Origin of the sequence: Pseudomonas sp. NPDC077451, assembly GCF_044543345.1 — a bacterium.
Taxonomy (GTDB): Bacteria; Pseudomonadota; Gammaproteobacteria; order Pseudomonadales; family Pseudomonadaceae; genus Stutzerimonas.
This window is the reverse complement of sequence record NZ_JBITVX010000002.1, coordinates 294,900-317,669: the sequence shown is the minus strand read 5'-3', so window position 1 is coordinate 317,669 and position 22,770 is coordinate 294,900. Positions and strand designations below refer to the sequence as shown.

General features: G+C 62.3%; 16 protein-coding genes. 6 read left to right on the top strand and 10 right to left on the bottom strand.

Going from position 1 to position 22,770, the window contains the following annotated elements:
• Window positions 1-2 precede the first annotated feature (2 nt).
• Both malF and malE read right to left on the bottom strand, forming a co-directional pair.
• The gene (malF, locus tag ACIGHL_RS05225) at window positions 3-1,568 is read right to left on the bottom strand and encodes a maltose ABC transporter permease MalF (RefSeq protein ID WP_128119348.1); all 1,566 of its coding nucleotides are present in this window, start codon (window positions 1,566-1,568) and stop codon (window positions 3-5) included.
• Window positions 1,569-1,635: 67 nt separating this feature from the next.
• Complete coding sequence (malE, locus tag ACIGHL_RS05220) at window positions 1,636-2,823, bottom strand: maltose/maltodextrin ABC transporter substrate-binding protein MalE (RefSeq protein ID WP_446697512.1); 1,188 nt, start codon at window positions 2,821-2,823, stop codon at window positions 1,636-1,638.
• A 259-nt stretch (window positions 2,824-3,082) separates the two neighbouring features.
• Between malE and ACIGHL_RS05215 the strand changes: the two genes are divergently transcribed.
• The gene (locus ACIGHL_RS05215) at window positions 3,083-5,158 is read left to right on the top strand and encodes an alpha-amylase (RefSeq protein ID WP_446697513.1); all 2,076 of its coding nucleotides are present in this window, start codon (window positions 3,083-3,085) and stop codon (window positions 5,156-5,158) included.
• Here ACIGHL_RS05215 and ACIGHL_RS05210 read toward each other — a convergent pair.
• On the bottom strand, window positions 5,148-5,480 hold the full coding sequence (locus ACIGHL_RS05210; protein WP_046162117.1) for a thioredoxin family protein: 333 nt from the start codon (window positions 5,478-5,480) through the stop codon (window positions 5,148-5,150). The genes ACIGHL_RS05215 and ACIGHL_RS05210 overlap by 11 nt on opposite strands.
• A 94-nt stretch (window positions 5,481-5,574) precedes the next feature.
• Between ACIGHL_RS05210 and ACIGHL_RS05205 the strand changes: the two genes are divergently transcribed.
• Window positions 5,575-6,642, top strand: coding sequence for a protein kinase family protein (locus ACIGHL_RS05205; RefSeq protein WP_446697514.1), 1,068 nt, complete (start codon window positions 5,575-5,577; stop codon window positions 6,640-6,642).
• Window positions 6,643-6,708: 66 nt separating this feature from the next.
• On the opposite strand, the gene ACIGHL_RS05200 is transcribed toward ACIGHL_RS05205, so the two are convergent.
• The gene (locus tag ACIGHL_RS05200; RefSeq protein WP_128119352.1) at window positions 6,709-8,370 is read right to left on the bottom strand and encodes a glucan 1,4-alpha-maltotetraohydrolase domain-containing protein; all 1,662 of its coding nucleotides are present in this window, start codon (window positions 8,368-8,370) and stop codon (window positions 6,709-6,711) included.
• A gap of 408 nt (window positions 8,371-8,778) precedes the next feature.
• On the opposite strand from ACIGHL_RS05200, the gene ACIGHL_RS05195 reads away from it, so the two are divergent.
• Complete coding sequence (locus ACIGHL_RS05195; RefSeq protein ID WP_128119353.1) at window positions 8,779-10,068, top strand: maltoporin; 1,290 nt, start codon at window positions 8,779-8,781, stop codon at window positions 10,066-10,068.
• A 156-nt stretch (window positions 10,069-10,224) separates the two neighbouring features.
• Window positions 10,225-11,148 carry a MalM family protein gene (locus tag ACIGHL_RS05190; RefSeq protein WP_128119354.1) on the top strand — a complete coding sequence of 308 codons (924 nt, stop codon included), beginning with the start codon at window positions 10,225-10,227 and terminating at the stop codon, window positions 11,146-11,148.
• A 24-nt stretch (window positions 11,149-11,172) separates the two neighbouring features.
• On the opposite strand, the gene ACIGHL_RS05185 is transcribed toward ACIGHL_RS05190, so the two are convergent.
• The 4 genes from ACIGHL_RS05185 to ACIGHL_RS05170 form a co-directional block, all read right to left on the bottom strand.
• Window positions 11,173-13,050, bottom strand: coding sequence for an MFS transporter (locus tag ACIGHL_RS05185; protein ID WP_128119355.1), 1,878 nt, complete (start codon window positions 13,048-13,050; stop codon window positions 11,173-11,175).
• A gap of 97 nt (window positions 13,051-13,147) precedes the next feature.
• Window positions 13,148-13,474, bottom strand: a complete 327-nt coding sequence (locus ACIGHL_RS05180) for an AzlD domain-containing protein (protein WP_045428637.1) — start codon at window positions 13,472-13,474, stop codon at window positions 13,148-13,150.
• Window positions 13,474-14,187, bottom strand: coding sequence for an AzlC family ABC transporter permease (locus ACIGHL_RS05175; protein ID WP_128119356.1), 714 nt, complete (start codon window positions 14,185-14,187; stop codon window positions 13,474-13,476). The genes ACIGHL_RS05180 and ACIGHL_RS05175 overlap by 1 nt, the downstream gene beginning before the upstream one ends.
• A 227-nt stretch (window positions 14,188-14,414) precedes the next feature.
• The gene (locus ACIGHL_RS05170; RefSeq protein ID WP_045428641.1) at window positions 14,415-14,981 is read right to left on the bottom strand and encodes a GNAT family N-acetyltransferase; all 567 of its coding nucleotides are present in this window, start codon (window positions 14,979-14,981) and stop codon (window positions 14,415-14,417) included.
• 512 nt (window positions 14,982-15,493) lie between these two features.
• On the opposite strand from ACIGHL_RS05170, the gene ACIGHL_RS05165 reads away from it, so the two are divergent.
• Complete coding sequence (locus tag ACIGHL_RS05165; protein ID WP_046161893.1) at window positions 15,494-18,964, top strand: hybrid sensor histidine kinase/response regulator; 3,471 nt, start codon at window positions 15,494-15,496, stop codon at window positions 18,962-18,964.
• Window positions 18,965-19,046: 82 nt separating this feature from the next.
• On the top strand, window positions 19,047-20,291 hold the full coding sequence (locus ACIGHL_RS05160; RefSeq protein WP_128119357.1) for an MgtC/SapB family protein: 1,245 nt from the start codon (window positions 19,047-19,049) through the stop codon (window positions 20,289-20,291).
• Window positions 20,292-20,306: 15 nt separating this feature from the next.
• On the opposite strand, the gene ACIGHL_RS05155 is transcribed toward ACIGHL_RS05160, so the two are convergent.
• Together ACIGHL_RS05155 and ACIGHL_RS05150 are read right to left on the bottom strand one after the other, a co-directional pair.
• Window positions 20,307-21,779 (bottom strand): DNA recombination protein RmuC, encoded by a 1,473-nt coding sequence (locus ACIGHL_RS05155; RefSeq protein WP_128119358.1) that lies wholly within the window; start codon window positions 21,777-21,779, stop codon window positions 20,307-20,309.
• 79 nt (window positions 21,780-21,858) lie between these two features.
• Window positions 21,859-22,212 (bottom strand): tetratricopeptide repeat protein, encoded by a 354-nt coding sequence (locus tag ACIGHL_RS05150; protein WP_413818158.1) that lies wholly within the window; start codon window positions 22,210-22,212, stop codon window positions 21,859-21,861.
• Between the last annotated feature and the right edge of the window lie 558 nt (window positions 22,213-22,770).

Here is a 22,770-nt window from a genome sequence, read left to right as displayed (position 1 = left end):
CCTCAGACCTTCACTTTCGAGAGCTTCAGGTTCAGCCAGGCCATGGCGCCGACGACGATAAAAATCAGCGTGGCGATGGCGGCAGCCAGGGCGAAGTTCTGCCCCGAATCCTGAAAGGCGATGCGATAGGTGTAACTGACCAGCAGATCGGTCGTCCCGGCTGGCGTGGTGGTGCCGAGAATGTCCGGCCCGCCGCGCGTCAACAGTGTGATCAGTACGAAGTTATTGAAGTTGAAGGCGAAGCTCGCAATCAGCAGCGGCGCGAGTGGCTTGATCAGCAGCGGCAGCGTGATCTTCAACAGGTTGTCGACTGGCGTCGCGCCGTCCATTGCCGAGGCCTCATAGAGGTCGCGCGGAATCGCCTGCAGCAGCCCCATGCACAGCAACAACATGTAGGGATAACCGAGCCAGGTGTTGACCATCAGGATCATGCTGCGCGCCAGGGTCGGGTCACTGAACCAGTCCGGCCGCACCCCGAACAGGCTGTCGAGCATCAGGTTGATCTCACCGAAGCTCTGGTTGAACAGGCCTTTGAACACGAGGATCGAGATGAACGCCGGCACCGCGTACGGGAGAATCAACATCAGCCGGTAGAACGCCTTGCCGCGAACCATCTCCCACTGCAGCAGACTGGCCAACACCAGGCCGACCGCGAGGGTGAAGACCACCGTCAGCGCGGCGAAGCACACCGTCCAGACGAAGATCTGCAGAAACGGGCCGCGAATCTTCGGATCGGTCAGCACCTTGGCGAAATTGCTCCAGCCGGCATAGACCGTGTAACCCGGCGCGACCTTCTGCCCTTCGGCATCGACGTAGAAGCCGATCTCATCGTTGGCCGTAAGGCGTTCACCGGTCTGGCTATTGACCAGCGAGCCGTCGTCGCGCAACCGGTACAGCGGCTCCACCGCGGCGACTTCACGCAGGCCATAAAGGCGCAGCAGCTGACCTTCATGGCCGCGCATGACCCACTGTTCCAGTTGTTTGCGCTGGCGGATCACATCACGCAACGGCAAGGCCGCACCCAGGTTTTCGACCTCAGCCTCCCGGCTCATGCCAAGCGGCTCGCCCGCGACCGGCTCACCCGCCAGCGGAGCGGAAACCCAGACGCCCTGCTCGCCACGGTCGACCCGCAGGCGCATCTCACCGGCATCGTTCTGGTGCAGGCTGAAGCCGAAGCGTTCGCCTGCAAGGTAGGTCTGATTGAGGTGGTAACGCTGCGCCTGCTCGAAGCTCAGCAGGTTGGTGCCGCTGTAATTGGTGAAGCCGATGCCCACGGTGTAGAGCAGCGGGAAGATCACAAACACCAGCATCCCCGCTACCGCCGGGAATATGTAGCGGTGGGCGTAGGCACGGCGGTTGATGAACACGAAACTGGCGATTCCGGCGACCACCAGCCCGAGCAGAGCGAACACGGTTTGCCCCTGCGCATAGAGCGCGATGATCAGGTACAGGGCAAAGGCGTTGCACAGCAGCCAAAGGCCCCAACGCATCGCCGCTGGCAGCTTGGGTATCGACAGTTTCGGCACGGCGCGGCCGGGCATTTCGGCGGGAACATTCACGGCGGACATCGGGATCTGGGCCTCAGGGCGCGCAGCCGAAGACGCAGGCGTCTCCAACTGCGGCTGTGGGTTGTCGTTATTTGACGATGCGTTTGGCGGCGTCATCCAGGGCGGCATCCACAGTTTGGCGACCGGAGGTGATGTTCGTCAGGGCAGGTTCCATGGCTGACCAGAACACGCCCATCTGCGGAATGTTCGGCATCGGACGGCCCTGCTGAGCACTCTCGAACGTCGCCTTGATCATCGGATCGTCGGACAACTCGGCCATGAATTCCTTGTTCACCACCGCACCCAGCGGCACGTCGGCGTTCACCGCTTTGAGACCATCCACTTCCAGCAGGTAGTTTTCGAGAAACTCGACGGCGAGCGCCTGGTTCGGGCTGGCGGCGTTTAGGGTTGCGGCCATCACGCCGGAGAACGGCTTGCTCGGGCTATCGCCTACTGCCGGGATCGGCGCCACGCCAAAGTCGATGCCGCTCTTCTTGATGTTCGACCAGGCCCAGGGGCCGCTGATGAACATTGCCGACTCCCCCTTGTTGAAGGCTGCCTCGGCGGCACTGTAGTCAGCCCCCTTGGGCATCACGCCTTCGTCGATCAGACGCTTGAGCACCGCTGCGCCCTGTTTGGCGCCCTCGTTGTTGACACCGGTCTTGCTGACATCGAAACCCGAGCCCGTATCTTCGAAGGCATAACCGCCGTTTGCAGCCAGCAAGGCCCAGGTGAAATAGGTGTTGTTGTAGTCCCACAGAATTGCGCGCTTGCCGTCTGCGGCGAGGTCTTTATGCAGCGCCAGCACTTCGTCGAAGGTCTTCGGTGGCGTCGATACCAGGGCCTTGTTGTAGATCAGCGCGGGGGCTTCGACGGCCATGGGATAGCCCCACAGCTTGCCGTTGTAGCTAACGGCGTCCCAGGCGAAATCGGCGACTTCCTGCTTGGTCTCGGCGCTTGGCGTAACGGGAGTGATCAGGCCGCTCTGGGCCCACTCACCAAGGCGGTCATGGGCCCAGATGAAGATGTCAGGGCCATTGCCGGTGGCGGCGGCCTGCTGGAATTTGTCCGTGGCCGCGTCCGGATGCGCCACCTCGACGGGAATGCCGGTTTCTTCGGTGAACTTCTTGCCTACCTCGGCCAGTCCCTTATGGCCTTTATCGCCATTGATCCAGACAACCAGCTTGCCTTCTTCGATGGCGGCCTGGACAGACAGCGGCAGGCTCAGAGTTGCGGAGAGACCGATCGCGGCCGCTGCAAACAGCTTTTTATTCATGTAGGTATTTCCTCGTGGCTTCTTATTTTTGATCCACAACGTTCTGCGTGCCGTCTGACGGTCTCGCAGTGCATCCATACTCGCCCCGCCAGTGGGCGAAAACATCCTCCCCGAAGGGAGGATGAGGGGCGTAGAAGCAGGGCGTAGTTTTGCATTCGCACCGCACCCGCAGAGCACTCGAATCGCCCTTTCTCAGCCTGCACGGGTCACCGAAAACAGGCTTGAATAGCGCCTCTACCCCGCCAAGCCGGAGCCGGACATGCGCCCTCTGCCGCCCCTTAGTCCATCTATCCTAGCCCTTTGTTTCGGACTGCTCGCACCCGTTATACAAGCGGAACCGCAAGTCCCTATCAGACTGAACGGTCACCCCCTGCAACCGGCCTGGGAAACGCTAGCCGAGGATCGCTTCGCGGCGGAGCTGGAGCTAACCAAAGGCACCCTCGAACTGGGTACTGGCGAGGCCGAACAGAAGCCGCTCAAGCCGTTTCAACGCCACGCGCTGAACGCTGGCGATCGCTTCGATTTCGATGTAGTCAAACCGGGGCGCTACCGCGTGCTGGTGCAGACGGGCGATGACGCCAACCTGCGGTTGTTGCCCAGTCGCCAATCGCAGGAGCCGATTGAGCAGGCCTGCCAACCATGGAATGGCGAAGCCGTACAGGTTCCGGTCGCTGGGGTATTCGAGAATGGCCAGCGATTGCGCGACGCTTACAGCGGCAACACGACCATCGTCAAGGACGGCAAGGTCGAACTGACCCCGGCGCCCGGCAGCAACGGCTTACTGCTGATCGAAGCCGTCGACGCGCGCCCGGTACGAGCGCGAGACTGGCGCAACGCGACCGTCTATTTCGCCCTGACCGACCGTTTCGCCAATGGCGACCCGAGCAACGACCGCAGCTATGGCCGTGAGCCCGACGGCGCTCAGGAAATCGGCACCTTCCATGGCGGCGATCTCAAAGGACTGACCGGCAAGCTCGATTACCTCGCCAAGCTGGGCGTGGACGCGCTGTGGATCAGCGCACCCTATGAACAGATACACGGCTGGGTCGGTGGCGGCGATAAAGGCGACTTTCGCCATTACGCCTACCACGGCTATTACGCATTGGATTACACCCAGCTGGACGCCAACATGGGCACCGAAGCCGACCTGCGCGAGCTGATCAAGCAGGCACATGCCCGCGGCATCCGCGTGTTGTTCGACGTCGTGCTCAATCACGCTGGCTACTCCACCCTGGCGGACATGCAGCAGTTTGGCTTTGGTGGCCTGCGAGACGGGATGGCGCAATACCTGCCCGAACGCTGGACCGCTTGGCAGCCGGAGCCCTACGAGCACCTGCACGCCTACCACAACCTGATCGATTACGATCACCCGGCCTGGTCTCGCTGGTGGGGCAAGGATTGGGTGCGCGCCGGTATTGCCGACTACCCGGTGCCACCCAGCGTTCTGGTGGACCCGCTCAAAGGCTCGCTGGCATTCCTGCCGGATTTTCGCACCGAGTCCGACACTCCGGTCGGCCTGCCGCAATTCCTTCGCCATAAACAACCGACCCACGCCGTCGAACGGGACGGCTATCGTGTGCGCGACTACCTCAATGAATGGCTGACCAATTGGGTGCGCGAGTTCGGCGTCGACGGGTTTCGGGCCGACACTGTCATGCACGTCGAGCCGACCGCGTGGGCGCAGCTGCGCCAGCAGGCGGACCAGGCCCGCAAGGCATGGTCTGCGGCTAACCCGGACGATCCATTGGCTGGCGAGCCGTTCTGGATGGTGGGCGAAGTCTTTGGCCACGGGCCGGAAATCAGCGATTACCAGAGCAACGGCTTCGATGCGCTGATCAACTTTGCCTTCCAGCAGGAGGTCGCCGGAGCTGCCAGCGATTGCCTGGTCCGTGCCGACAAGAGCTACGGGCATTACGCCAGCCTGCTGGCGGACAATCCCGGGCATAACTTCATGAGCTATGCCTCATCCCATGACACCTCGCTGTTCAGCGCGCAGCACGACCTGGAGCGTCAACGCGGCCTTGCCAGCGCGCTTCTGCTGAGCCCCGGCGCCGTGCAGATCTACTACGGCGACGAGAGCGCCCGCGCTTTCGGCCCCACCGGCTCCGACCCCTATCAGGGCACACGGTCAGATATGAACTGGAGCGAGCACACCAAACCCGAGATCGCTGCGCTAATCGGTCACTGGCAACGAATCGGTCAGTTCCGCGCACGGCATCCAGCCATTGGCGCCGGCCGGCACCAACAGCTTTCAAATCAGCCCTACACGTTCTCGCGGATACAGGGCAGCGACAGGGTCGTCGTGGTGCAGCCGGGGGCTCTGGTCAATCGCTGAGCGGGTTGGTGGCCTGGGCAGCGGCATCGCCGACCACCTTGGCGTCGGTCGGCCGCACCACTCGGGCCAGCTCCTGGCCGAGACGCACGAAGACCAGGGTTGGCCAGAGCTTGACGCGATAACTTCGCCCAAGTGGACGTCCCGGGCCGTCCTCGACCTTGATGTGGTTGATCTGCGGATACTCGGCCAGTGCCCGCTCGATGTGCGGCTCGGCAGAGCGGCAATGTCCGCACCAGTTGGTGCCGAAGTCGAGCACCGTTACCCCGTCGAGCGAGTCGACCTCGGCGCGCGTGATGGTTTCAGTCTTGTACACATCGGCCATGTTCACCTCCACGTCTGTTTTCCTATCGACCCCGACACGCCGCGACCGATCCATGCAATCTCATCCATAGCGCACCCTGTGCGGAGACCTCGCCATGAACACGTCGAACACGCGCCAGCAAGCGCAGCTGGCTTTCATCGCCAGCAATGCCGAACTGGAAGTCGGGCACCCGGACGATTGTCCGCTACCGCTGGCAACCCTGGCGACCACCGATGGCAGCGAAGACTACGTCAGCCGCGTAATCTCCGGCGGGCTCACAGCGCATGTCTACCGGATCGAGGCGCAGGGCCGGAGCTGGACGCTCAAACGCGCCCGCGAGAGGTGCCTGGTGCAGAACACCGATGGCCAGACGTCTTTTCTCAATGAGGTGCAACGCCGTGCGGACTTGCGCGAGCTCAAGCGCGACCCGACTCTCGGCGCGCGGCTGGTCGGCATCGTCGACACCTGTTATGGCAGCTTTCGCCAAGGCGTACTGCTTTCGCCCTGGATTGAGGGCGACCCCATCGCGACCTGGAACGAGCGACAGCTGACGCAGCTGTTCGAGATGCTGGCGGCGCTGTTGCTCGGCGGGCTGTTCGAATGGGATCTATGTCCCGGCAATACACTGGATGACGGCCACGTGCGGCTGTTCGACTTCGGCTATATGTACCGCTTCGACCCGCTGCGTCAGTTCAACAGCAACGGCACCGAAATGCCTCAATTTCACGCCGCCGAGCGCTTCGAGACGCGCCAGTACTTCGCCCATCTTTTAGCGCTGGAGCAACGGGAGGAATCGCTCGCGCTGGCCGCGTTTGCGCTGGAGAAACGCATCGCCCTGGAGGCATACGGGCGCCTGCACATGGAGCTTGAGACACGCGGCGCCAGTTCGACGGTTCTCGACTGGCTGGCCGGCATCATTGGTGAATGGAAGCACGCGATGCGCGGCGATCTGGAAGCGCTGTACCTGAAGGAAGCCTGGCGTTCGCATTGGCTCGATCTGCACGATGACCTCAGCGGCCAGACCTGCACCGCCTCGACTCTTGCGCGCATTGGCTGGCTGGAGCGCACCACGCGCGAGCGGCATGGCGACCTGCAGCGTTTGCTACCCGTCGAGCCACAACGACAGCTGGTAGAGGAGCTGCGGCGGGCACGACAGCTGGCCGAGCGCTGGCAGATCGCCTAGTAAAACTGCGGCCGGCATGGGGTACCGAATAGGGAGCCGGGCCCGAGCGGGCCCGGCAGGCACGCGCTATAAACGCCCTAGGGTTGTTGCGCCTTCGGCACTGGTCACCCGGTTATTGGCACCCGGCTGCCAGCTTTTCACCTGAGTCGGGCTGGCATCGCTGCGCACGATGCATTTCCACTCGACCGCTTGTTGCGCGGGCAGGCTGATGCTGCCCTTCCAGGCGGGATAGCTGCTGACGTCCGCGAGGCGCACCGCGCTGGCCGGTGCCCAGTTGCCAAGCTGAGCCAGGTTACCGACGGCATAGATGCTGTCACCCGGCTGGGTTATGCCGTTCTCGCAGCGGAAATTGACGCTAACCAGGCCGCCATTACCGCCATCGACCCCACCACCGGTCATCCAGATTTTCAGCTGACCGCTGTCCTCGTTCAACGCTGGACTGAAGGTGCCGCTGCTGACCAGGGATGGATCGTTCAGGTTCGAGCCCAGGGCGATCACGAGTGTCTGTGTCGTGCCTCGAACGGTTGCCACCAGGCCGGAATAGCCGCCGTGGAACTCAATCGCCGAATCAGCCCGAACGCCCGCAGCACGACGGATCTTGATCAGTTGACGGATCAGCGGCGCCTGCCCCCAGTCGTACATGTGCGACCAGTACACAACCGGCGTGCCCGGGCTCGTGAGGATATAGGCGTAGGCCTGGCGTACCAGCTCGTCACGCAGCGCCCAGTGGTGCTGCCCGCCGTTCTGCCCAGGCGAATAACCGGTGTCGTGGTTATCGACGAAGGTTACCGCCACTTCACGCCAGCGCGGGTCGGGGTTGCCGTTGAGGCCGTTCTTCCAGTCGGCGATGGAGCCGTTCTGCATACGCTCCTTGAGTGCGAAGTCGAATACCGGGCACTTGGCGCGATCGGACCAATCCTTGATGACCTGCTGCCAGCTGGCCGTGTTGCGCCAGTCCCAGCTCGGGTATTCACCCGGCGCCTTCCACAGTTCGCCCACGCAGAAGGCATTGTCGTGCGCCGCGGTCATCCAGGCGTCCACCCGCTCAGCGGCATACCCGCGCACGAAGTCGAAACGCAAGCCACCGGCGCCGTAACTGCTGCGCAGATTGGCGAACTCGTCGCGGAACATCCCGTATACCTGCGGGTTGGCAGTGTTCAGGTCGGCATCGCCACCGACGAAACGGTCGCCATCGTCGCAATCATTGGGGTAGTTGCCGGGATCGGAACAATCGTTGCGCCAGAAGCCCTGGCCAGCCGGCAGGTTGATTTCCTTGTTCGGGTAACCGCGATTCGTGTGGTTGGGAACCGCGTCGTAGAGCACCTTCACCTGCGCGCCGTTAAGTGCAGCAGCCGCCTGCTTGAGCTGAGCATCGGTGCCGTAGCGGCCATTCTTGTTGAAGTCATGCCAGAAGTAGCCTTCGCCACCGCCGGAGTTGGCACCATCGCTCCAGCTGGAGAAATCGCGCCACGGCACTGGCATCCAAATCGCGCTGAATCCATCAGCTGCAATGGTTGGCGCCATGTCGCGCAGAGTGTTGTACCAGTTGTTGGGAGACTCCCGGACTACGTTCCAGTGGAACCCTTGAAGGATGATTTCGTCACCACCGTGGTAACGAACGCCGGCCGGGCTCTTGCCGGCGAGATCAGCGGCATGAGCGCTACCCAGTGTCAGCAGCAGGGAGGTGGCCGCCAAGGACAGACGGGTGGGAAGCAAGGAATAGTTCATCGAAGTAGCCCCAGTTTTGTAGTTGTTGTGAGCACCCGACAGCGATACCGGCAACCCCGGAAACCGGATGCAACGGCCAATGCGAACCTCATTGGCCGGTCCAGCCTGCGCCGGTGATTGCGCTGACCATACCTCCCCCCACGGTTTTTCCCGGGCTTAGTGGCCAGGCGTAATGGGCACTGCTGCGCGTGCTCGTCTCCCTCCTCCCCCGCTACGCCCCACCGCTCCGCCTCAAAAAAGATCGGTCGGGAGGATGTCGCGAATGTCGCCGATCCGCAGGCTTTCGGTCGCCACCAGCCCAATCCGGCGCAGCAACCCGGGCAGTGGCAAACACCGACAGCTGCCGTGGACCAGCCGGCCGCAGCTCGCCGGCCGCACAGACCAACAACAAAAACAAAGGACTTCGCGATGAACCCCCAACGATCCGTACGTCTTCTGCAACCGACCCTGCTTTGCACAGCCCTCATAGCGGCAATGCCCTCGCATGCGGTGGATTTTCACGGCTATTTGCGCTCAGGCGTCGGCACCACCGTTGGCGGTGGCGACCAGGCTTGCTTCCAGGCAGCCGGCGCTCCCGCCAAGTACCGCCTGGGCAACGAGTGCGAGACCTATGCCGAGATTGGTCTCGGCCAGGAAGTCTGGAAGGAAGGCGAACAGAGCTTCTACGTCGACACCATGATTGCCTACAACTCGCAGCAGGCGAATGACTGGGAAGCGACACGCACCGACACCAATGGCGATGCCAATAACCCCTTTGATGAGAGCGGCGACGTCGCGATCCGCCAGTTCAACGTGGTCGGCCACAACCTCATCGAGAGTCTGCCGGGCGCCGACATCTGGGCTGGCAAGCGCTATTACAAGCGCCACGACGTACACATCAACGACTACTACTACTGGGACGTATCCGGCCCCGGCGCCGGCATCGAAGACATTGATCTAGGCTTCGGCAAGGCCAGCATCGCCTGGATGCGTAATACCGACGGTGAGTGGACTTATCAGGGCTCGGGCACCGGCACCAACCTGGCCAACGACACCCTGGACTTCCGCATCGGCGAGATCGACGTCAACCCCAACGGTAAGCTGGAGATTGGTTACGACTACGGCAAGGCCAACCTGACCGATTTCCAGGAACGTGACGATGGCTACCAGGACCAGAAAGGTCACCTGGTTACGCTCGAACACACCCAGGCGGGGTGGTTCGGTGGCTACAACAAGCTTGCCGTTCAATACGGCACCGACGGCATCATCGCCACCAGCGGCCGCAACAACACCGGCAACAGCGACGGCGACATGCTGCGCCTGGTCAACCAGGGCGTGGTCGGCATTACCGATGACATCGAGATGATGTACGTCCAGATTTATGAAGACCGCGACTTCGACAACGAGTCCGGCCAGCAATGGCTCTCCTTCGGTGTACGCCCGGTCTACAAGTGGACCGACGTCATGAGCACCGCGCTGGAATTCGGCTATGACCGAATCGACCCGCAGGCCGATGGCGAGCGCAGCCGCGACCTGAAAAAACTCACCCTCGCCCAGCAGTGGTCAGCTGGCCGCAGCTTTTGGGCACGTCCGCAGATTCGCGTGTTTGCCACCTACGCCCAGTGGGACGGCGGCCGCTATCAGGCCGCTAGCGAATCCATCGACGCGGGTGAAGACGACGGTTTGACCTTTGGCGTCCAGGCCGAAGCCTGGTGGTAATCACCTGAGGTGCGGCGAGGCGTAGCGGTCGTCTCCTTCCGTATCGCCCGCTGCTATCGGCAGCACTGCATGTTCCGCTCCCACCGTTTTGGCGGTGTTTTACCCCGACCGTGGCTGGTCGGGGTCTTTTTTCGATTGGCGACTGGAGTTGCCCTTATGAGCTATCTGAGAACGTCCCTGCTTGGCTTCGCCATTACGCTGGCTGCCGGATGCGGCAGCGAACCCTTGCGCCGAGTGGACGCGCTGACCCATACACCCGCGCCGCTGGAACAGTCCGCGAGCACTGCCCGTCAGGCGCTGGCCAATGCCCCGATCTGCTGCGACACGATCGCTGATTTTCCCTTCCAGCCACTGCCCGCGAGCTTCAACGGGAACGTGACGCTCGACGCCTCGGCGCCGGCGTATCGCTTTGACAGTGGCAAGAGCTTCTTTCGCGCCTTTGCATTGCCCAAAGACAGCAAGTCCTTCGAGATCCGCCTCTACAGCCAAGCCGGTAAGACCGTTTTGGCCCCCAGCGTGATGCTGCTCGACAGCCGCTTGCGGCCCACCCGCATTCTGGATGCGGATGACTTCACCTATGCCCCCGCTTCCGGCCTTAAAGGCGACAGCCTGGACGCGCAGCTGCGCATTGATCGCACCTACCTGGACAACCCGGGCAACGAGTACTACCTGGTTTTGTATGCAAACGGAGCCCAGCTAGACGGCCAAACGGCGCTTGAGCACCCGGCCAAGGCCTACGCCAGGGCGCTGGGTAATGAGCCACCGAGCCTGCCCGACCCGGTTGCGCAGCATTCACCTACCGGCGTCGTGAAGATGGTGCTGATCGAGGACAAGGTCGCCGGCCAGCAGGCCAATACTTATGTGCCTTCCTATAGCATCGGCCGCGAAATGGGTAACGATTTACCGTCAGTGCCCGCACCGGCAGTTCTGCCGGAAACCCAGGCGTACTACCGACAGGGCATCGACGCAGCGCTGGCGAGCAAGGATCTGGAGCGCGCGCTGCGCCTGGCCGACGAGGCTGCGCGGGTCGGCGATGCCAGCGCCAAGGCCTATCTGCTGGAACGCATCGAGATCAAATAGGCCACACGACACGGCGACCTGCGCTCAGCGCCGGTCGCCGCGTAACAGATGGACCTGCGCCTGTAACTGTTGACGGCTGGCTTCGCTCGCGGCGACAGGCGAACTGGCGATCAGGTCCACCTGCGACCAGATCCGTCGGAAGAAGCCCTTGCCTGGATCGCGACTGAAAAAACTACCCCACAGCCCACGCAGCGCCATCGGCACCACGGGCACCGGGTTCGCCTCGAGAATACGCTCGACTCCCGCCTTGAACTCGTTGATCTCGCCATCGGTGGTGAGTTTGCCTTCGGGAAAGATGCACACCACTTCGCCATTGCTGAGGTAGTGGCTGACGCGCTCGAACGCCTCGGTGTAGATCGCCTCGTCTTCATGACGCGCAGCGATGGGCACCGCGCCCGCCGTGCGAAAGATGAAATTCAATACCGGAATGCGGAAAATCTTGTAGTACATGACAAAGCGTACGGGGCGGCGCACCGCTCCAGCGATCAGCAGCGCATCGACATAGGACACGTGGTTGCAAACCAGCACTGCCGGACCCTCCTCGGGAATCGCGTCCAGTCCCTGATGGCGCACCCGGTACATGGAGTGGCCGAGCAGCCACACCAGAAAGCGCATGCTGAATTCCGGCACGATGCTGAAGATGTAGGCGCTGACCGCCACGTTCATCAACGACACCACGAGAAACAGCTGCGGAATAGACAGCTCCGCGACGCTCAACAGCAGGATGGCGACCAGCGCGGACGCGACCATCAACAGCGCATTGAGGATGTTGTTTGCGGCCACTACCCTCGCCCGCTCATGCTCCGGCGTGCGCGCCTGGATCAACGCGTACAGCGGCACGATATAGAAGCCGCCGAACACACCGATGCCAAGCACCGAGGCAAGAATCCACCAGGCCTGACCGATGCCCAGCAACGCCAGCCAGTCATGCGGCATCGCAGCCTGCGGAAAGCCGCCCGACCACCACCACAGCAGCAAGCCGAACAGCGTCAAACCAAAGGAGCCGAACGGCACCAGCCCGATCTCCACCTTGTGGCCGGATAGCCGCTCGCAGAGCAGCGAGCCAAGAGCGATGCCGACCGAGAAGACCGTCAGGATCAGCGTGACGACGGTTTCGTCGCCATGCAGCAGATCCTTCGAATAGGCCGGGATCTGGGTCAGGTAGGTCGCGCCAAGAAACCAGAACCAAGAGTTGCCAATCAGCGAGCGCGACACCGAAAGGCGCTGCCCCAGCCCCATCCGCAGGATCGCGCCGGTCTGACGAAACAGATTCCAGTCCATCTCAAGCGACGGCAAGGACGCACCGGTCGCAGGCACCCCTCGACTGGCGAGGTAACCGGCGACCGCCACCAGCACCACGCTGCCGGCGACCAGTTGAGCGTAGCCTTCGCTGGCCATCATCACGCCAGCGGTGATGGTGCCGGCGAGGATAGCCAAAAAGGTGCCCATCTCCACCAGCGCGTTGCCGCCGACCAGTTCGTGATTCTCAAGCAGCTTCGGCAGCACCGAGTATTTGACCGGCCCGAACAGCGCGGACTGAGTCCCCATGCAGAAGAGCACAGTCAGCAGCAAAGGCAGGTTGCCCAACAACAAACCGGCCGCACCGCCGAGCATGATGAAGATCTCGCCAGCTTTGATCGCCCGGATCAGCCGCTCCTTGGCGTACTTCTCGCCCAGCTGGCCGCCCAGCGCCGAGAACAGAAAGAACGGCAGGATGAACAGCAGCGCGCACAGATTGATCAGCAAGCTGGTGTCGGCATTCGAGCCGATCTTGTAGAGGATCGCCAGAATCAGCGACTGCTTGAACAGGTTGTCGTTGAAGGCGCCTGATAGTTGCGTCAGAAAGAACGGCAGGAAGCGCCGCTTGCCGAACAAGGTGAATTGCGAGTGAGGCTTGGTCATCGATCCGCTTCCATGGATAAGACGTCGGCTATTTGAGTCTTAAGGGTCCGGTAAAGGCACAGCACTGCTATGCCCATATCGCGGACTGGGCAGCCCATCACAGGGGCAACTGCCCAAACGCCCAGCGCAACAGAAAAAAGAACAGCAGCCCGCCCGCGATGGTCGCCAGCAGGTTTCGAGTCAAAGCCGCAATCAGGATCGACAGCACACCCGCCAGCAGGTAGGCGTTGTGCCAGTCCAGTGCCCATTCGCCGGCTGGCATCAACATCCCTGGCACTACGATGGCGGTCAGCACCGCGACGGGTACGTAATGCAGCCCCTGCTCCACCAAGCGAGGAAAGCGCAGGTTGGGCCAGGCGAAGAAGCTGTATCGAGTCAGAAAGGTGATCACCAGCATTCCCAGGATCAGCAACCAGATTTGCATCAGCACGCCTCCGCTTGAAGCTGGCGCTCGGCCCGTCGCTCGAGCCAGACGCCAACGATAATGCCGGCCAGCGCTGCAGCGATCAGGCCGAGCTTGTAGGGCAGTTCCCATGTCAGCAGCGCGACGCCCGCTGCCACAAGCGCTGATGCGACCTGCGGGCGGGTGCGCATCATGGGTACGGCAATGCCGATAAAGGTGGCAATCATGGCGAAGTCCAGACCCCAGCTGGCAACGTTGGGCACTGCCTGGCCAAAGGCGATACCGGCAAGCGTCGCCAGCTGCCAGCTCAGGTACATGGTCAGGCCAGCGCCGAGGAAGAACCAGTGTTTGTACGGCGAAGCGTCGTCTCGAGCATAACGGTGCTGGATGACGGCAAAGGCTTCATCGGTCAGCCAGAACGCCAGCGGCACGCGCCAGCGGCTCGGCAAATGCCGGACGAAAGGCTGCATCGAAGCGCTATAAAGCGCATGCCGCAGGTTGACCACGAAGGTCGTGAGTAACACCACCGCTGCACCCACGCCACCGGTAATCAAGGTAATAGCGATAAATTGCGCCGAGCCGGCGAACACCAGTGCGGACATACCAATGGCCTGCCAGCTAGACAGCCCTGCACCAATAGCCAGCGTTCCGAAAATGATGCCAAAGGGAATGGCGCCGACGATCAGCGGCAGGATATCGCGGCAGCCATGCAAGAACTCTTGCGAGCGGGACATCGGGGCTCCTTAGTTATGCACCGCAAACGATGATGAGCTACGCACCGCCGTTTGGGCCGGAGCATAGGGAAAGGTTGAAGACAAGCTGATGAACGCTGAGATAGCGTTCCTGAAGGGACCCAACATTACCCCAAGTCCAGCCCTGAGAGCGATGGCCGGCACACGGGGTTTTGGTTGCCCAGGCCGAAATCAAAAGGCCGAACCGGGCCCGACCGGCTCAGGCGGGTTCAGCGCGTGGCGGGCTCGAGCAAGCGCTTGACGGCCGGCCATTCGCGGTCGGTGATGCTGTACAGCACGGTGTCATCCAGGCGGCCATCGGCGAGTCGCCGGTGATTGCGCAAGAGTCCTTCACGCTGTGCACCCAGCTTTTCGATCGCGCGCTGGGAGCGCATGTTGCTTGCCGCCGTCTTCAGCTGCAGGCGCACCAGGTGCCAGTCCTCGAAAGCATGTTTGAGCAGTAGGTGCTTGATCGATCCGTTGAGGCCGCTGCCATGCTCGGCCTTGTCGATCCAGGTCCAACCCAGTTCTGCGGCAGGCAATGCCGGGTTGAAGTCGGCGAAGCGGGTCGTACCCACGATGCGCTCGGCCATGCGCAGGGTGAACACTACGGCGCGACCCTGGCGTTGTTCGGTCACGGCCAGGCGATACCAATCGGGGCGCAAGGGCCCGTTCAGGTAGATCAGTTCGTCGCGGTTGTGCTCGGCCAGTTCGACCAAGGCCGGAATGTCGGCTTCTACCAGCGGCTCCAACCGTAGGGCGCCCCGCTGTAAGGTGACCGGACCCGGCGTGAACATCAGTTTTTCTCCAGACTTGAACGGAATGAGGCCCTGTTGTGATCGCAGGGGCAGCAGTAAGTGCCCCGGTCATTAATGGGCCAGCGCGACGCGGTCAAACGGTCGTCAGTCTAGTGGCTCGCTTCGGATCTACAGCACCCGGACCGCGCTGAAGCTGCAAATCACCAGACCCGGCATGCAGATTGTCTAGCGCAGTGCTTTGCGGCGGATTCAGTCGTGTTTGCCCAGCTCATGCGACCATGGTCGCAGCCGCAACACGCCGCCCCGTTTTACTGCGAAACTTTACCCTTTCAAGTATTCAACAAGCGGTAGCTTCCGGCCATCGAAACCTGCTGAGCCTGGGCAGCCCCAAGCACCATCCCGGTAGTCACCATGCATTGGCCGTCCCTGACAACTTCAGTGGTCAGGCTACCTACCGGCGACGGTAAACGCTGCCCGGCCTGGCATGGATCGACCACTCTGTGGAAACGGCCAGGCTGGAGCCCGCTTACTTATGTACATCTGGAGTTCGCATGTCGTTGTCCGGTGGGCTGATTGCGCTGGTCGCCCTCACTTATATGGCCGTGCTGTTTGCCATTGCCTTTTACGGGGATCGCAACCGCAGCCAGTTGTCGCCGCGGGTCCGTGCCTGGGTTTATAGCCTGTCGCTGGCGGTCTATTGCACCAGCTGGACCTTCTTCGGCGCGGTCGGCCAGGCAGCTGAACAACTCTGGGCCTTCTTGCCGATCTACCTTGGCCCGATTCTGCTGATGCTGCTGGCGCCGCAGGTCATCCAGAAGATGATCATGATCAGCAAGCAGGAAAATATCACTTCGATTGCGGACTTCATCGCCGCGCGCTATGGCAAATCGCAACCGCTGGCGGTAGTGGTGACACTTATCTGCCTGGTCGGCGTGCTGCCCTACATTGCGTTGCAGCTCAAGGGCATCGTCCTCGGAGTGAACCTGCTGGTGGGCAACGAGGGCGAGGCCGCGGCCGGCTCCGGCGCGCAGGACACCGCGCTGATCGTATCGATGGTGCTGGCGCTGTTCACCATTCTGTTCGGCACCCGAAACCTGGACGTGACCGAGCACCACCGCGGCATGGTCCTGGCCATCGCTTTCGAGTCGTTGGTCAAACTGTTTGCCTTCCTCGCGATCGGTGCCTTCGTCACCTTTGGTCTGTTTGATGGGTTTGGCGACCTGTTCAACCGGGCTCACGATGCCCCCGAACTCTCGGAGTTCTGGCAGGAAACGGTGAACTGGCCAGCCATGATGGTGCAGACCACCGTCGCGCTGATGGCCATCGTTTGCCTGCCACGCCAGTTCCACGTGACGGTGGTGGAAAACATCGAGCCGCACGATTTTCGCCTGGCCCGCTGGGTGTTCCCGTTGTACCTGGTACTGGCCGCCGTGTTCGTCATCCCGATCGCCCTGGCTGGCCAGCTGCTGTTGCCCAGCGGCGTCAGCCCGGACTCCTTCGTGATCAGCCTGCCACTGGCCGAGTCCCATCCTGCCCTGGCGCTGCTGGCGTTCATTGGCGGCGCGTCAGCCGCGACCGGCATGGTGATCGTGGCGAGCGTGGCGCTGTCGACCATGGTGTCCAACGACATGCTGCTGCCCTGGTTGTTGCGTCGCAAGGAAGCCGAGCAACCATTCGAAGTGTTCCGCCACTGGATGCTCTCGGTGCGCCGGATCAGCATCGTCGCGATCCTGCTGCTGGCCTATGTCAGCTATCGCCTGCTGGGCTCCAGCGCGAGCCTGGCGACCATCGGCCAGATCGCCTTTGCCGCGCTCACGCAGTTGGCCCCGGCCATGGTCGGCGCGCTGTATTGGAAGCAGGCTAACCGCCGCGGTGTGTTTGCTGGCCTCACCGCAGGCGGACTGATCTGGCTTTACACGCTGATTCTGCCGCTGCTCGGCTGGCCGCTGGAAATGTTTCCTGGCCTGCAGTGGATGTACACAACCGATCTGCCATTCAATACCAGCGCGTTGACACTTGGCGTCACCCTGTCGCTGGTGGGCAACGCGACGCTGTTCTTCTGGGTGTCAATCCTGTCGCAGACACGTGTCGCCGAACACTGGCAGGCCAGCCGGTTCATCGGACAGGAAATCCACCCCACGGCCAGCAGCCGCCGGCTGCTGGCCGTGCAGGTCGAGGACCTGCTCCTGCTGGCCTCACGTTTCGTCGGCGCCGAGCGCGCCGAACTCAGCTTCCAGCGCTTTGCCCGGCGCCACGGCCATGATTACTCACCCCGGCAGCAGGCCGACGGTCAATGGATCGCCCATACCGAGCGATTGTTGGCCGGTGTGCTGGGCGCCTCGTCCACCCGCGCCGTGGTCAAGGCCGCGCTGGAAGGCCGCGACATGCAGGTCGATGATGTGGTGCGCATTGTCGGCGAAGCTTCGGAAGTACTGCAGTTCAACCGCGCACTGCTGCAGGGCGCGATCGAGAACATTACTCAGGGCATCAGCGTGGTGGACCAGTCGCTACGGCTGGTGGCCTGGAACCACCGCTACTTGGAAATGTTCGAGTACCCGGACGGGTTGGTCTACATTGGCCGGCCCATTGCCGACATCATCCGCTACAACGCCGAACGTGGCCTCTGCGGGCCTGGCGATCCGGACACCCACGTGGCCAAGCGGCTGTACTGGATGCGCCAGGGCCGCGCGCACACATCGGAGCGCACCTTCCCTAACGGCCGGGTGGTCGAACTGATCGGCAACCCCATGCCCGGCGGCGGCTTCGTCATGAGTTTCAGTGACATCACCGCCTACCGCGACGCCGAACGCGCCCTCAAGGATGCTAACGAAGGCCTTGAACAGCGCGTCAGCGAGCGCACCCATGAACTGTCCAAACTGAACAAGGCGCTGACGGCCGCCAAGAGCGCGGCCGAGGCGGCCAGCCAATCGAAGACGCGTTTCCTTGCCGCGGTCAGCCATGACCTGATGCAGCCGCTGAATGCGGCGCGACTGTTTTCCGCCGCCCTGTCACACCAACACGATGCGCTGCCAGCGGAAGCGCGGGATCTGGTTCGGCATCTGGACAGCTCTTTGCGCTCGGCCGAAGACCTGATCTCCGACCTGCTCGATATCTCGCGCCTGGAAAATGGTCGCATCACCCCCGACCGTAACCCCTTCCCACTTGCGACCCTGTTCGACACGCTGACCACGGAGTTCACCATGCTCGCCGCCGAACAAGGCGTCGATTTCAGGGTGCATGGCAGCCGACTGCGGGTCGACAGCGACATCCGCCTGCTGCGCCGGGTGCTGCAGAACTTCCTCACCAATGCCTTCCGCTACGCCAAAGGTCGCGTGGTACTAGGGGTGCGTCGCCAGGGCTCCTCCTTGCGTCTCGAAGTCTGGGACCACGGCCCGGGCATCGCCGAAGACAAGCTGCGAGTGATCTTCGAGGAGTTCAAACGCCTGGACAGCCATCAGACGCGCGCCGAGAAAGGGCTCGGACTGGGCCTGGCGATTGCGGACGGCTTCTGCCAGGTCCTCAACCATCCGCTGGCGGTGCGCTCCTGGCCTGGCAAAGGAAGTGTATTCAGCGTGACGGTACCGATCGCCAGCCAGGTGCTGCGACAGGTCACCAGTAATGGCAATGGCGAAGCGCAGCAAACCGCTCTGACCGGCATCCAGGTGCTGTGCATCGACAACGAAGACAGCATTCTGGTGGGCATGAACAGCCTGTTGTCGCGCTGGGGCTGCCAGGTCTGGACGGCCAGTAACCGGGCCGAATGCGAGGCACTGCTGCGTGAGGACGTGCGCCCGCAACTGGTGCTGGTCGACTACCACCTGGATCACGGTGAGACCGGTTCGGAACTGATGGCCTGGCTGCGCACCCGCCTCGGCGAACCGGTGCCCGGAGTGGTGATCAGTGCAGACGGACGTCCGGAGCTGATCGCGGCTATCCATGCGGCAGGGCTGGATTTTCTCGCCAAACCGGTCAAGCCAGCAGCGTTGCGCGCACTGATGAGCCGCCACGTTCCGCTGCATTGACGTCGCGTTGCGCCAACGCAAACCGCGGCCGCAGCGAGACGGCTAGACTGGTCTCATTAGAAGTTGCCGACGGCCTTTGCCCATGACCCTCGAATTATTGTTGAACCTGGCAACCGCTCTCGGCGTTGGCCTACTTATCGGTACAGAACGCAGCTGGAGCGGCGGTGACAGAGACGGCCAGGAGATGGCCGGCATCCGCACCTTCGGCCTTACCGGGCTGTTCGGCGGCCTGGCTGCGCTGAGCGCCAGTCATTTCGGTACGCCCGCCTGGATCGCAATGTTCGTCGTGCTGGCCTTGCTGACAATCGCCGGCTACGTGATCGAGTCCCGCACCAATACTGATCGTGGCATGACCACCGAGATGGCGCTGCTACTGACCTTCCTGCTTGGCAGCCTGGCCGTAGCCGAAAGTCGCTTGCTGGCCGCGGCTGTGGCGGTCGTGGTGGCCTTGCTGTTGAGCCTGAAAGCGCGACTGCACGGCGCGCTGCACAAGCTAAACGAAGCGGAACTGAGCGGTGTGCTGAAGCTGCTGTTCATTTCCGTGGTGCTGCTGCCCGCACTGCCGAATCAGGGGTATGGGCCCTGGCAGGCGTTCAACCCCTATACCACCTGGTGGATGGTGGTGCTGATAGCCGGTATTGGCTTTGCTGCCTATGTCGCCATCCGTCTGTTGGGCACCCGCCACGGATTGATGATCACGGCACTGCTGGGCGGCATCGTTTCCTCCACAGCGATGACCATCACCCTCGCCCGCCTGGACTCGGGGAAAATGCGCCACGCCCTGGCCGCGGGCCTGCTGGCAACCTCGGCGCTGATGTTCCCGCGGGTACTGCTGGAAGTCGGGGTGATCAATAGGACGTTACTGCCGGCCTTGCTCGCGCCCATGCTGACGGCCGGCCTGATCTACGCCGCCGGCGCCTTGTTCTACTACTTGCGCGCCGGCCAGCAGCCCGACAACGCCGCCGAGCCACCGTTGAAGAACCCGTTCGAACTGGGTCCGGCGCTGCGTTTTGCCGGCCTGCTCGTACTCATCCTGTTCCTTGTCGAAGGCGCGCAAAGGGGGCTGGGCGACGCGGGGGTCTATCTGATTGCTTTGCTGTCCGGTCTCACCGATGTGGATGCAATCACCCTGTCGCTGGCCAACAGCGCCCGGACCGATCTGGCTGAACAGGTCGCGGTGCGTGGCATCTTTCTCGCGGCGCTGAGCAACAGTCTGGTCAAGGGAGGCCTGATCGTCTTTATCGGCGGCCGCGCCCTGGCGATGCTGACCCTACCGTTCATGTTCAGCGGTTTGCTGGCCGGGCTGGCGGTGTTGTGGCTGCTGTGACGCTAAATACGCGCGCTACTCCTCAGCTTCTAGCGGCAGCTCGGCGCCGGCACGCTCGAGCCAATCGGACGGCAGCCGCTTGCTCGCCCGCGCGCCCAACAGCTTGAGCTGTTCGGCGCGCCCCACCAGATTTCCGCGCCCGTCGGTGAGCTTGTTACGTGCCCCCAGGTAGGCCTTGTCCAGCTGCTGCAGCCGCGTACCGATCTCGTCGAGATCCTGGATGAACGCGGCGAACTTGTCGTACAGCCCCCCCGCACGCTCAGCGATCTCACGAGCATTCTGGCTTTGCCGCTCTTGGCGCCAGAGGCTGTCGATCACCCTTAGCGTCGCCAGCAGGGTTGTTGGGCTGACGATCACAATGTGCTTGCTGTAGGCATCCTGAAACAGCTCGGGGTCGGCTTGTAGCGCCGCTGCGAACGCCGCTTCGATGGGCACGAAAAGCAGGACGAAATCCAGGCTCTGTAGCCCTTCAAGGCGCTGGTAATCCTTGAGTGACAAGCCTTTCAGGTGATTGCGCAACGACAGGACGTGCTGCTTGAGCGCCAGAGCGCGGCTGCCCTCGTCTTCGGCGCAGATCAGCGCCTGGTAGGCCGTGAGGCTGACCTTGGCGTCCACCACCACTTGCTTGTCGCCGGGCAGCTGGATCAACACGTCAGGCTGGAAGCGCTCGCCATCGGCGCTCTTGAGACTGACCTGGGTGTGGTATTCGCGACCCTTTTCAAGCCCGGCATGCTCGAGCACCCGCTCGAGGATCAGCTCGCCCCAGTTACCTTGGGTCTTCTGCCCCTGCAGGGCGCGGGTCAGGTTGGTCGCCTCATCGCCAAGGCGCTGGTTGAGTTGCTGCAGCCGCTCGAGCTCCTTGGCCAGCGAGAAACGCTCGCGCGCCTCGTTCTGGTAGCTCTCCTCGACACGCTTTTCGAATGACTGGATGCGCTCCTTCAACGGATCGAGCAGCTGGCCAAGACGCTCATGGCTGGTCTCGGCAAAACGCTGCTCACGCTCTTCGAAGATCTTGCCTGCAAGCTCGGCAAACTGCGCGCGCAATTCATCGCGGGCACCCTGAAGATCTGCGAGGCGCTGTTCATGGGTCTTCTGTTGTTCATTCAGCTCGGCCGTTACGGCCGCATGGGCAGCGCTCAGTGCGCGAAGCTCGGCCTGCTGCGCGTCGCGCTCGGCTTGCAGGTCATCAAGGGTTTCGCGGGTTTCGAGGCGCTGTGCCTGCAACCATTCGGATTCACGGCGCAAGACAGCAGCTTCTGATTGCAGAGCGGCGCGGGATTCGTGGAGATCCGCCTGATCCTGGCGGCTGGTTTCCAGCTGTGCACTCAAGCCTTCCTGCGCCATCAGAGCCTGGCTAAGCCGCTCTTCGAGCAGCGACAGTTCAGCCTGCTGCTGAGACAGGCGCCGCTGCAGCAGCACCGCTACAGCGACCAGTACCAGGCAGAGCGCGCCAAGAGCAGCGGATAGATAGAGGGGATCGAGAGGCATGAACGGCTCCGGCTGAATTGCCGGGCAGTATAGCTAGCATGACCCTGCAGGTCAGGCCAGCCCGTCTGCGATGCAGCTTTTAGCGCGTGGCAATCAGCCGAGAAAGTAGGCGCGAGGCTTCGACCGAGCCTTGGGCTGCAGCCTGCTCCAACCAGTGACGCGCCTTGGTCAGCTCTTGGTACTGCCCGTGGAAGTACAGCTGACCCAGCTCGAATTGCGCCTGACGATCGCCGGCGCGAGCGGCCTGGCGCAGCAACTCGAAACCGATGCGACGATCACGCTGGCTGTCGCAGTCGTGGCAGAGCAACCGTCCCAGGCGGCTCTGCGCTTCAACCACACCTTCGAGTGCCGGCTGCTTGAGCATCCGACCGGCGATGCGTTTGACACTCTTGGTCTGTCCTAGACGCTGGCTGTCCAGCAGCCACAACGCCATGCGCATCGGCAGGCGTGGAGAAGATGAAGTGCTCTCGAGCGAGCTCGAGGCGAGTGGACGCGTTCTCATGGTCACCGAATGGTTCGGGGGGACAAGGGCGCGCACTCTACTCCTTTTTTCACAGAGTTAAAGTCTTGCAAAAATCGAAATACACGATCTGGATCACACAAATTTTTAATCCACAGAAGCTGTGGATAACTCTGTGGGCAAACAGGTTACAAATTCCCCTAGCGCCTGTGGTTAGCGGGCTGCAGTTAAACTGGCGGTTTTTTCGCCAATGTAAAAAACCTTTATTTTTCAGTAGGTTATTGTCGATATAAGCTTCCGCTTGATTTGCGACAGATTGTCATAAGCGCTTGACAAGGCTCGACAGCGAATGTGCACAAGTTTGGCGCAACCTTCTCGAAACGCCCGTCTGGGCACGTCCCTCCAGCGTTTCGCGGTATGGCAAGGAACTTTCCGCTCCCAGTTCGGTCTCGACGACCTCGCTTCGTGAGGCGGTCGCAAGCGCGCAACGACCGGCCTATGCTTACGCATCGATTTTCAGCGGAACGGGTC